The organism is Flavobacterium terrigena (assembly GCF_900108955.1).
GTDB lineage: Bacteria > Bacteroidota > Bacteroidia > Flavobacteriales > Flavobacteriaceae > Flavobacterium > Flavobacterium terrigena.
In genome coordinates, this window is sequence record NZ_FNYA01000010.1 from 66,444 (window position 1) to 76,873 (window position 10,430).

The 10,430-nt window shown below is 30.8% G+C and carries 11 protein-coding genes; 5 read left to right on the forward strand and 6 right to left on the reverse strand.

All coding sequences use genetic code 11. From position 1 onward, the window contains the following. Nucleotides 1-27: 27 nt before the first annotated feature. From nadC to BMX42_RS13795, 4 genes are all read left to right on the forward strand, one after another. Complete coding sequence (gene nadC / locus BMX42_RS13780) at nt 28-885, forward strand: carboxylating nicotinate-nucleotide diphosphorylase (RefSeq protein ID WP_091315770.1); 858 nt, start codon at nt 28-30, stop codon at nt 883-885. After that, nucleotides 885-1,802: a YihY/virulence factor BrkB family protein gene (locus BMX42_RS13785; RefSeq protein ID WP_091315773.1), complete on the forward strand. Its 918-nt coding sequence runs from the start codon at nt 885-887 to the stop codon at nt 1,800-1,802. Before nadC ends, BMX42_RS13785 begins: the two co-directional genes overlap by 1 nt. 31 nt (nt 1,803-1,833) lie before the next feature. Beyond that, nucleotides 1,834-2,394, forward strand: a complete 561-nt coding sequence (locus tag BMX42_RS13790; RefSeq protein WP_091315776.1) for a chalcone isomerase family protein — start codon at nt 1,834-1,836, stop codon at nt 2,392-2,394. Between the two features lie 114 nt (nt 2,395-2,508). Further along, a complete protein-coding gene (locus tag BMX42_RS13795) occupies nt 2,509-2,865 on the forward strand; it encodes a hypothetical protein (RefSeq protein ID WP_143055661.1) in 357 nt (118 codons plus the stop codon). 9 nt (nt 2,866-2,874) lie between these two features. Here BMX42_RS13795 and BMX42_RS13800 read toward each other — a convergent pair whose 3' ends face one another. The 6 genes from BMX42_RS13800 to BMX42_RS13825 all read right to left on the reverse strand — a co-directional run bounded on the left by BMX42_RS13800 (nt 2,875) and on the right by BMX42_RS13825 (nt 9,014). Next, complete coding sequence (locus BMX42_RS13800; protein ID WP_091315784.1) at nt 2,875-3,237, reverse strand: nuclear transport factor 2 family protein; 363 nt, start codon at nt 3,235-3,237, stop codon at nt 2,875-2,877. A gap of 185 nt (nt 3,238-3,422) precedes the next feature. Further along, nucleotides 3,423-4,760: a hypothetical protein gene (locus BMX42_RS13805; RefSeq protein WP_091315788.1), complete on the reverse strand. Its 1,338-nt coding sequence runs from the start codon at nt 4,758-4,760 to the stop codon at nt 3,423-3,425. Nucleotides 4,761-4,851: 91 nt separating this feature from the next. Next, a complete protein-coding gene (locus BMX42_RS13810; RefSeq protein WP_091315791.1) occupies nt 4,852-5,559 on the reverse strand; it encodes a LytR/AlgR family response regulator transcription factor in 708 nt (235 codons plus the stop codon). Beyond that, nucleotides 5,556-7,511: a tetratricopeptide repeat-containing sensor histidine kinase gene (locus BMX42_RS13815; protein ID WP_091315795.1), complete on the reverse strand. Its 1,956-nt coding sequence runs from the start codon at nt 7,509-7,511 to the stop codon at nt 5,556-5,558. Before BMX42_RS13815 ends, BMX42_RS13810 begins: the two co-directional genes overlap by 4 nt. 6 nt (nt 7,512-7,517) lie before the next feature. Beyond that, on the reverse strand, nt 7,518-7,925 hold the full coding sequence (locus BMX42_RS13820) for a septal ring lytic transglycosylase RlpA family protein (protein WP_091315798.1): 408 nt from the start codon (nt 7,923-7,925) through the stop codon (nt 7,518-7,520). A gap of 6 nt (nt 7,926-7,931) precedes the next feature. Beyond that, complete coding sequence (locus BMX42_RS13825; RefSeq protein WP_091315801.1) at nt 7,932-9,014, reverse strand: M42 family metallopeptidase; 1,083 nt, start codon at nt 9,012-9,014, stop codon at nt 7,932-7,934. A gap of 87 nt (nt 9,015-9,101) precedes the next feature. On the opposite strand from BMX42_RS13825, the gene BMX42_RS13830 reads away from it, so the two are divergent. Continuing rightward, entirely contained in the window at nt 9,102-9,794 is a 693-nt protein-coding gene (locus tag BMX42_RS13830) for a DUF4294 domain-containing protein (protein WP_091315804.1), read from the forward strand. Nucleotides 9,795-10,430 lie beyond the last annotated feature (636 nt).

The following is a 10,430-nucleotide window of genomic DNA, read 5'->3' on the forward strand; positions in this document are numbered from 1 at the left end:
GTGCCTTAGTGGCAAAAACAAAAATATATGATTACAGAACAACAATTTCAAAACGAATTAGATTTAATAATTTCCAATGCCATCAGAGAAGATGTTGGCGATGGTGATCATAGTTCATTGGCTTGTATTCCAGCATCAGCACAAGGAAGTGCAAAACTTTTAGTAAAGGATAGCGGAATTATTGCTGGTGTAGAATTTGCTAAAATGGTTTTCAATTATGTGGATGCTAATATGAAAGTGGAAACTTTTATTGAAGATGGTGACGATGTAAAATATGGAGATGTAGTTTTTCACGTGCACGGAAGTTCACAATCTATTTTAAAAGCAGAACGTTTGGTATTAAACAGTATGCAACGAATGAGTGCAATTGCTACAAAAACCAAAAGTTATGTACGATTAATTGAAGGAACTGGAGCAAAAATTTTAGATACGCGTAAAACAACTCCGAATTTTAGAGCTTGTGAAAAATGGGCAGTAAAAATCGGAGGTGGTGAAAATCACCGATTTGCATTGTACGATATGATTATGTTAAAAGATAATCATAACGATTTTGCTGGTGGAATTACGGCTTCAATTGCGAAAACCAAACAATATTTAATAGATAATAATAAAGATTTAAAAATTATTGTTGAAGCTAGAACTATTGCGGAAGTAGAAGAAATTTTAAATGCTGGTGGCGTTTACCGAATTTTATTGGATAATTTCGATTTTGAAACGACTAAAAAAGCAGTTCAAATTATCGGAAATAAATGTTTAACGGAATCTTCAGGTAACATCAACGAAAAAACGATTAGAGAATATGCTTTATGTGGTGTGGATTATATTTCATCTGGCGCGTTAACACATTCGGTTCATAATATGGATTTAAGTTTAAAAGCAATTTAATGCCAATTTCAATTAAAAAAAATATAAAAAGACTTCCTTTTGTGAATATGTTTATCAATTTTTTAAAATCGATAAAACCTGCAATTTTTCACGAAATGTCTTTATATGACGTTATCAAATTGTATTTGGAAGGAATTGCAAATGGAGCCGTAACACAAAGAGCAAGTGCCATCGCATTTAGTTTTTTTATGGCATTGTTCCCATTTGCCTTGTTCTTGTTCAATTTGATTCCATACATTCCATTAGATAATTTTCAAGATGATTTTTTAGTATTTGTTTCTCAAAATGTACCTCCAAATACCTATGATGCAATTGCTAACATAATTAAAGATATTTTAAATAATAGTCATAAAGGATTACTTTCTACGGGGATTTTATTGTCCATATATTTAATGTCAAACGGAATAAATGCTTTATTAGATGGTTTCGAAATGTCGATGCACATCTCCATAAAACGTGGATATTTCAGACAATATGCTATTGCAATTGGTTTGTCATTAATCATTGCCTTTTTACTAATATTTACGGTTGTGGCCATTCTTGTTTTCGAAGTATTTATTCAAAAAATAGAAAATCAGGTTGGTTTGTCAACAAATGCGACTGTTTTACAAATCTGTCGATATGTTTTTATGGGTTTAATGGTATTAACCATCACATCTTTGTTATATAAACTAGGGACAAAAGAAACAAAACAAGTTGCTTTTTTTAGTTATGGTTCAGTTTTTACAACAGTACTTTTTGCTTTGTCATCGTATGTGTTTGGGATTTATGTAGTACACTTCGCGAAATATAATGAACTGTATGGCTCAATTGGTACGCTTCTTGTTATGATGTTTTATATATGGATAAATTGTATTTTACTTTTAATTGGTTTTGAATTAAATGCATTTATCTATAAAATGAAGAAAAAAAATTAATATATTAGCAATAACTAAAAATTAGACTATTATGAAAAAACAAATTCTTACCTTATTTATTGCTTTTACAGCAATTTTCGCTTCAGCGCAAAAAACTATTGGCGATGTAAAAGTAGATGCTAAATTGGCGGTTGAAGGTCAAAATTTAACATTGAATGGAGCAGGAACACGTGAAAAAATGTTCATGGATATGTATGTAGGTTCATTATATGTAACAAAAAAATCTACGGATGGAAATGCAATTTCTGCAGCAAACGAAGCTATGGCAATTAAATTGAATATTGTTTCGGGTTTAATTACTTCAGAAAAAATGATATCTGCAATTAATGAAGGTTTTGAAAATTCTACTGGTAATAAAACAGCACCATTAAAAGCTAAGATTGATAAATTTAAAGGTTTCTTTAAAGATAAAATAAACAAAAAAGATATTTTTATTATCGTTTATGTTCCTGGAGAAGGCGTTTCTGTTTACAAAAACGGAACAAAAAAAGGAACTATTGATGGTTTAGACTTCAAAAAAGCATTATTCGGAATTTGGTTAGGTAACAAACCTGCTGATGACGATTTAAAAGAAGGAATGTTAGGAAAATAAAAGCTGAATTTTATAAATGAAAATCCCGATGAAAATCGGGATTTTTTTATGTGCATCAATTTAGGTAAAACAATAATTTATAATGATTTACGTTTTCATTTAAAATTGTTGGATATGAAAAAGTCGGTTTATTTTATTGTAATTACTATTGTTGTTCTAATTGTTTTAGCTTTAATTCCTGTTGATACTTCTAAAGAGAATAGTATTTTAGTAGTAGGAAAGGTTAAAAATGTTTCCGAAAGCGGCGTAAAAGATTTAGTTATAGAACTTGAAAATTCAAAAACGTTATATTACATCAATAGAGGATTTGAAAATGGTTTCGAAATTAAAAAATCAAAAAATGAACTATTAGGGGAAAATGTGGTTTTGTATTTTGCGAAAAATTGGACACCATTTGCGCCTTTCGGAACTACTAGTAAACACATCACACAACTTTCATTAAATGATAAAGTTATTTATTCGGAATTTTAAGGAGTAAATTTATCCGTGATATACTCTTGAAAAAACAATTTTTCCATCTTTAATTTCTAAAACTTCCGCAACTAGCATATCTTCTTCATTTTCCACTTGACGAATATATTCCATAAATACTCTGTCGCTATTGGCAGTTAAAGAAGTTACCTTATAATGTAAAGTTGGTAATCTATCAAAAGCATCTTGCCACCAAACACGCAATTCGTTTTTTCCTTTTATCAAACCATTTGTTTCTGGTTTTCTAATTTTTAGTTTCGGACTAAAGTGTTCGGCATAATCATCATACAAACTTAATAATTGTTCCAAATTGTGAACATTAAAAGCTTCGAACCATTTAAAAGCGATGGATTGATTTTGTTGTTCTATCATTTTTGATGTTTGTTTTTGTTGGAGCAATTTACGTTTAAATCTATTAAGAAAGTCAAGTGTAAAACTACTTTTATTAACATATTCAAACTACTTTTTTGTATATCATAAAAAAGAACCACGCCTAAGCGTGGTTCTTGATTGAGGTAGTAGGTTGTTTGTTGTAGTATGTAGTAGTGTTTATTGTTTTAGTTTATTATAATTGCATCAAAGAAAAATTGTCCTAACCAGCAAGCGGCACTAGTATCTCCCATGACATCAGTTCTAGTTATATTAACTGTCATTGATGATTGTGATTTTAAAGCGTAGTTTATTGTAAAAGTATCTGGATACGAACTGTTGTTGTATGGACTAAACATAATTCCAGTTGGGAGAAATGGTAATTGTGGTGAAAAATCGTATCGTACTTGCAGTTTTTCTGGTTTTGCAGGTGCTAGTAAAACAGTATTACCACTAATTACTGCATTAGAACCTGCAGTTGTTTGTCTGGCTAAAATAGTCCAAGTAATAGTTGTACTCACACCTTTTATATTTCTTGTCATAGTTCCTGTATTTCCAACTGCAACTGAACCACAAATTGGAATATCTAAATCCTGAATAGTAACTAAATCTGGAACAGATATATTAGTTGCTGTTAATTGTTGCCAAGTTGCATTTCCATTGGCATCTGAAACTAAAGCTTTTCCAGTACCTTGATTTCCATCAACAATTCGTAATGCCGCTGCTGCTGCTGCAGAAATGTTAATATCATCTATATAAGCTGCATCACTTCCAGCACTTGCTGATGAATCTTTACTATATTCCCAACGTAATGTTCTTGATCCAGCAGTTAAAAGATAGATTTGTTGTGTCCATCCTACTGTTCCAGACCATTGGTTTTGTTGTACGCCATCAATATAAAAACGTAAAAAATCAAATCCACTTTCACTACTTACATTGTAATAAAAGCTTAAAGTTGCCCCGCCAGCTGGAATTACAATTGTATGTGACATTTGTGTAGTTTGACTATCAGTAATTGTTCCAGATTTTGCGGCATAAGTCCCTGCATTTTTTACAGTTGTTTGTGTAGCCCAGTTTGCACTTCCACCAGTTGTTAATGGTGCAATGGAATTGGTTTCAAAATTTTGATTAAGTAAGGAACTCGCAGCACTAATGTTTTCAATATGCAATTTAGTTGTAGGTGTTGTAGTTCCAACACCAACATTAGCCGTGTTGTTATTGTAAATGTCATTGCCAACTTTTGTCCAATGACTTGTTCCACCAGTAAAAGGTGTCCATTTTGTTCCATCCCAATAATAAAATCCTGTTCCGGTTGTTGCGTTTGTGTTGTAAACTAATAAACTTGTAGCTGGTGATGTTATTGGTGCAGCAGCATTTAAGTTTGGTATAGAAACTCTTGGAATTAATAAACCTTTATCTGTAGCGTTTATGTCAAGCATTGAACTTGCATCGGGAGTAGTTGTGTTGATACCAACTTGTGCCTGAATAAATAAAGGCAATAGTAAAGTAAATAATAGTTTTTTCATGGTTGTGTAGTAGTTAATTTCACCACGAAATTCTGCTATAAATTATTAGTGTAAAAAAAATAGGGATATAACTATTCTTTTTAGGGATGAATTAAAGTTGCTCTTGTAATTTATTAAACACCAATTCTTTGAATGTTTTTGAAATGGGAATTTTAAAATCATTTATTAAAATTAAACTAGTTGAAAATTCGCGAACTTTTTGACAATTAATTATAAAACCTTTATGAGTTTTAATAAAATACGACGGCATTAAATTTTCAAAATCTGTAATCGTTGAACGATATCGATACGTTTCTTCTTCACAATTTAGAATCAAATAGTTTTTATCACTTTCAATAAAAAGAATAGAATCGAAATTAATCTTAGTGTAGACTTCGTTGTGTTTTACTAAAATGTGCTTTTCTTTTGAAGTTTGATTTTTTGTGAAATTTAAAATCGCAATTTCAATAGAAGTAAATAAATCGTGCTTTTGAAAAGGTTTTACTAAATAACCCAAAGGTTTTGTTTGTAAAGCATTTTTTATAGTTTCCGTATCAGAATAAGCAGTCAAGTACAAATGTGGAATATTAAAATTCTCAAAAATATAATTACCTAACCAAATTCCGTTTTTCTCTCCTTTTATATTAATGTCTAAAATGGCAAAATCTATATCTTTTGTATTTAGAATTTCAATAGCATTATTCGCGTTCATTGCAGTAGCTACAACTTCGTAACCAATTTCGGTTAAATAATTGCAAATGGTTTTCTGAGTAATGTATTCGTCTTCTACAACTAAAATTTTTAAAGGATTTTGTGTCATGTTGGTTCTTTAAATTGAATGTTTATTTTAGTTCCGTTTTTGCTTATAATTTCAATTTCACCATCAATTTGCTGGCAAAGTCCTTGAATTAAATCGAATCCAACACTTTTAGAATTTTCAATACTGCTGAAGTTTTCAGGTAAACCGGTTCCGTTATCTTCAATAGCTAATTCGTATAAATCGGATGTTTGCTTTTTTATTGAAATAGAAATTATTCCTTCGGTTTTGTTTTCAAAAGCATGTTTGTAACAATTTGTAATAATTTCATTTATGATTAAACTCAACGGAATAGCGGTGTCAATGTTAAATTGAACATCTTCAATTTCTTGATGTATTGTAATTTTTTTATTTGCTGTAATATTTGCTTGCTTAATATAAGTGATGAGTTCATTAATATAGGTTTGAAAATCAACCATATTAAAATTCTCATTTTGATACATGGTTTTGTGAAGTAAAGCAATCGTTTGAATTCTATCTTGGCCATCTACCAAAATTTGTTTGGCTTTTTCATCGGAAATACTATTGTTTTGTAAACTTAATATTCCAGAAATGATTTGCAAATTGTTTTTTACTCTATGATGAATTTCTTTTAATAATAATTCTTTTTCAGCCAACGACTCGTTAATTGTTCTGTTTTTTGCAGAGATTTCGGCATTTTTTTGCTCTATTTCTTTACGTTTCTTTTTCGAATTGTAAAGATAAATCAAAGTAGTGACTAAAATTACACCAAGGGAAAGTGTGAAGATGGAAAGAATTCTTTTTTGAGTTGCATCAATATCTGCTTGTTGTTTTTCAATCAAATTGTCCTTTTCTTCCATTTGGTATAAAATATCATTTCCAGCCAAAAGAAATTTCTGTTTTTCAATATTTAGTGAATCGCCAAGTTTAAAAGCTTTCTGATAATATGAAAAGGCTTCTTCGTTTTGATTAAGTTTTTTTAAAAGTTCAGCCTTTGTTTTGTAATAACTGACTTTAGTTCTTGTGTTTAATTCATTTTTAAGAAGTTGTTCTACTTGAACAATGGCTTTCTGAGCATTAGCATAATTTTCAATTTTAGCATAGCATTCAGCCAATAATATCAAACTTCTTGCTGTTCCACTTGGATCATCATTGTTTTTTAATCCGATAGTAACATCTTCTTCCAGCAATGGAATGGCGCTTTGATAATCATTCTTCATAATTTTCAAAACTGCCATATTTCCTTTAATAACACCTATTAGTCTCTGATAGGTTTCAAAATCTTTTGGTTTAATAGCTTGTTCAGCTCTTTTTAATGATAGGTTATAATAATAGTAAGCACTATCTAAATTCTTTTCTGTAGAATAATAAAATCCCAAATCATTATAAGCCGATGGAATAATAAGAGAATCGCGTTTTGGGTTTTTGAATAAATCCTTAATCTCAGATTTTAATTGAGGAATTGCTTTGTCAAAAAGTTGTAGTCTAGCATAAAGATTACTTTTGAAATTGTAACTCCAAAGAGGAAAATCAGCCCCTTTTTTTCTAAGATTTGCAATTTCAGAATTTATTTTAAAAACATTGGAATACAAGTTCAGATTCAGATACGATTTCTGAAGACTTACCAAAACAGTCATAAGTTCAGTTTCGGAAAGCTGATAATCTTTATCGTTTTGAATTTCTTTTAAAACCTCAATAGATTTTAACTCATCTTCCTTGATGTTATAAACTTCTGCAAGGGAAAATTTGTAGCGAATTTGGTTTTTCTTGTTGGATAAGATTTCCTCATCTTTAGAAATCTTGGGAAGATTAGAATAGAAAAAATCGCGATAGCTTCTTTTTTGATTCAGATTTAAGTTTTCGTAAAAAATAACTTTATCAAAGCCTTTTCGCGAAGCGTATTCTGTTTTTATTTTATTTCCACTTTGACAGAAACCCAAAGTTATCTGGATTAGAATGATAAAAACGAATAGATGCTTTTGGCTGAACTTCATGGCTTGTTATTTTAGAACTTCAATTTTTACAGAAAGCTCACCATGTGTTTTTTTGTCGGATATTTCCATGAAAGCTTTTTTGCTTAAGTCAATTTCACGCCCTTTTGAAAAAGGTCCACGATCATTAATAGCAACTATAACCGACTTTCCGTTTTCTAAATTTGTGACCCTAACTTTTGTTCCGAATGGTAAATTTTTGTGAGCGGCAGTATATTCTTTATTACTAAAACGTTCACCGCTGGCCGTTTTCTTTCCGTTAAATTTGTCGTGATAATAAGATGCAACTCCTTTACTTTTGTATGTTGTTCCTCTCGAAGAATCAGTTTTTGATTTCGAAGAACCACAACTGCTCATTAATAAGGTAAATGACAATAGTAAAAGAATTGCTGTAAATTTTTTAGTTAGTGAAATCATTATTCATTATCTAAAATAAGAGAAATCGTGATTGTTTTCTAAATTCAATAGCGTTTCGTAAATCAATTTAATTACATTTTCTACATCTTCTCTATGTACCATTTCCACTGTTGTATGCATATAACGTAACGGTAACGAAATTAAAGCACTTGGAACTCCGCCATTACTATAAGCAAAAGCATCCGTATCTGTTCCAGTTACTCTTGAACAAGCACTTCTTTGAAAAGGAATTTTCTTAGCTTCAGCTGTGTCAGTAATTAAATCTCTTAATTTATTTTGTACAGCTGGCGCATAAGCAATAACCGGACCTTTACCCATTTTTAAATCACCCTGAATTTTTTTATCAATCATCGGAGTAGACGTGTCGTGAGTCACATCAGTCACAATTGCAATATTTGGTTTAATACTTTGTGTGATCATTTCTGCACCACGTAAACCAATTTCTTCTTGAACCGCATTTACAACATACAATCCAAAAGGTAGTTTTTTCTTATTCTCTTTTAAAAGACGAGCTACTTCAGCAATCATAAATCCACCCATTCTGTTGTCAATAGCACGACAAACAAATTTGTTTCCGTTTAAAATTTCGAATCCATCAGGATAAGTAATCACACAGCCAACATGAACACCTAAGTTTTCTACTTCTTCTTTAGTGCTACAACCGCAATCGATAAATATATTCTCCACTTTTGCAGTTTCTTCTTTTCCAGCAATTCTGGTATGAATGGCTGGCCAACCAAAAACCCCACGAACAATTCCTTTTTTAGTATGAATGTTCACACGTTTTGAAGGTGCCGTTTGATGATCGCTTCCTCCATTTCTAATCACATAAATTAAACCATCATCAGTAATATAATTCACATACCAAGAAATTTCATCACTATGACCTTCAATAACTACCTTGAAAGGAGCATCCGGATTAATAACTCCAACCGCCGTTCCGTAATTATCAGTAATAAAAGTATCTACATATGGTTTTAAATAATCCATCCATAATTTCTGACCTTCACTTTCATATCCTGTTGGCGATGCATTATTTAAATAAGTTTCTAAAAACGCAATCGAACTATCTTTTAATATACTTTTCATTTATTTGATGTTTTTTTTGCTAAAATAAAAAATTGGCATTGAACTTGCTAATTAAATTTATAATTTTACACTTTAATATATATAGGTATGCAACGCATTTTTTTAATAGTATTTTTTTTATTCAGCTTCTCATTACTTTCTGCACAAGAAGGTGAAGGTTCAGGGGTGTCAGATACTATTGTGTATATTCAAGATTCCGATACTATTCGTGAAATCGTCATTGAAGAAGTTACGGTCACTGATGAAAGTAGAATGAAACTGACAAAAGAAGAGCGCGAACAAATAAAGTTATTAGAACGTAGAGTTCGTGTCGTATATCCTTATGCAAAAATGACTGCAGAAAAATTAACGCAGATTAATGCAACAATGGCTAAGTTAAAAACGCAGAAAGAAAAGAAAAAATATTTCAAGCTTGTTGAAAAGTATTTAAATGATGAGTTCGAGCCAAAGCTTAAAAAGTTATCTCGTAAACAAGGACAAATTTTGGTGAAGTTAATTAATAGACAAACCGGAAAAACAACTTTCGATTTAATTAAGGATTATAAAAGTGGTTGGAAAGCATTTTGGTCTAACAATACGGCAAAATTATTCAACATCAATTTAAAGGAAACTTATGATCCAATGGAAGTTCCGGAAGATTTCTATATCGAAACGTATTTACAACGTTGTTTTGATGAAGGAAGGTTAGCTAAACAAGAAGCTAAAAAGCCAATTTCGGAAAGTGAGCTAAATCTCAATTGGGCAATTAAGAATAAAGAAAAGGCAAAAGCAGGTAATTAAATTCACTCCTTATATATAGGTATAGTTTTTTTTGAAGCTATTTCCTGCTCTCCGCTCTATCTTTTACATTTACACCCGACAGTTTATTATGACTTGTCGGGTGTAAATGTAAAAGGATGCCGCTCCTATCAGGGCTAGAAACCTGTTTTCAGAAGAAATTTAGTGATTCACAAAGAGTGTAGCAACAGAAAAACAAAGAAAGACAAGCTATTTTTCAAAGAATCCACATAATTTCAAACACCATCATTCCTTTAAATCACGACTACCAACCGCCAAAACCCCAAGTAAACGATAAACTGCAAAATAAATCGATGATTGTAACTTCCTGTAAAACAAAAGATAACAAAATACTTTAAAAAAAGATTAAGTTTATGTTAGGAATTTCGAATTAAAGTGCTAGTTTTGCACCCGCAATGAGAGAGAAGTTCTTTATATAATGATAAGCAAATCGGAAAAAATATTTTTGAAAAAAGATAAAAAAAGATTTGGAAATTAAAATATAAAGATGTTATCTTTGCACCCCGCAAGAGAGGGAGTTCTTACAAATAATGATTGATTAAAACGGGATGAAAATTTTCTCAAAAAAAAGTTTCAAAAAGTTTTGGTAATTAAAAAAAAGGTTCTACTTTTGCACCC

Bases quoted from the DNA above. Each gene is read 5' to 3' on its own strand.
- nadC (WP_091315770.1), top strand. From the start codon at position 28: ATGATTACAGAACAACAATTTCAAAACGAATTAGATTTAATAATTTCC.
- BMX42_RS13785 (WP_091315773.1), top strand. From the start codon at position 885: ATGCCAATTTCAATTAAAAAAAATATAAAAAGACTTCCTTTTGTGAAT.
- BMX42_RS13790 (WP_091315776.1), top strand. From the start codon at position 1,834: ATGAAAAAACAAATTCTTACCTTATTTATTGCTTTTACAGCAATTTTC.
- BMX42_RS13795 (WP_143055661.1), top strand. From the start codon at position 2,509: ATGAAAAAGTCGGTTTATTTTATTGTAATTACTATTGTTGTTCTAATT.
- BMX42_RS13800 (WP_091315784.1), bottom strand. From the start codon at position 3,237: ATGATAGAACAACAAAATCAATCCATCGCTTTTAAATGGTTCGAAGCT.
- BMX42_RS13805 (WP_091315788.1), bottom strand. From the start codon at position 4,760: ATGAAAAAACTATTATTTACTTTACTATTGCCTTTATTTATTCAGGCA.
- BMX42_RS13810 (WP_091315791.1), bottom strand. From the start codon at position 5,559: ATGACACAAAATCCTTTAAAAATTTTAGTTGTAGAAGACGAATACATT.
- BMX42_RS13815 (WP_091315795.1), bottom strand. From the start codon at position 7,511: ATGAAGTTCAGCCAAAAGCATCTATTCGTTTTTATCATTCTAATCCAG.
- BMX42_RS13820 (WP_091315798.1), bottom strand. From the start codon at position 7,925: ATGATTTCACTAACTAAAAAATTTACAGCAATTCTTTTACTATTGTCA.
- BMX42_RS13825 (WP_091315801.1), bottom strand. From the start codon at position 9,014: ATGAAAAGTATATTAAAAGATAGTTCGATTGCGTTTTTAGAAACTTAT.
- BMX42_RS13830 (WP_091315804.1), top strand. From the start codon at position 9,102: ATGCAACGCATTTTTTTAATAGTATTTTTTTTATTCAGCTTCTCATTA.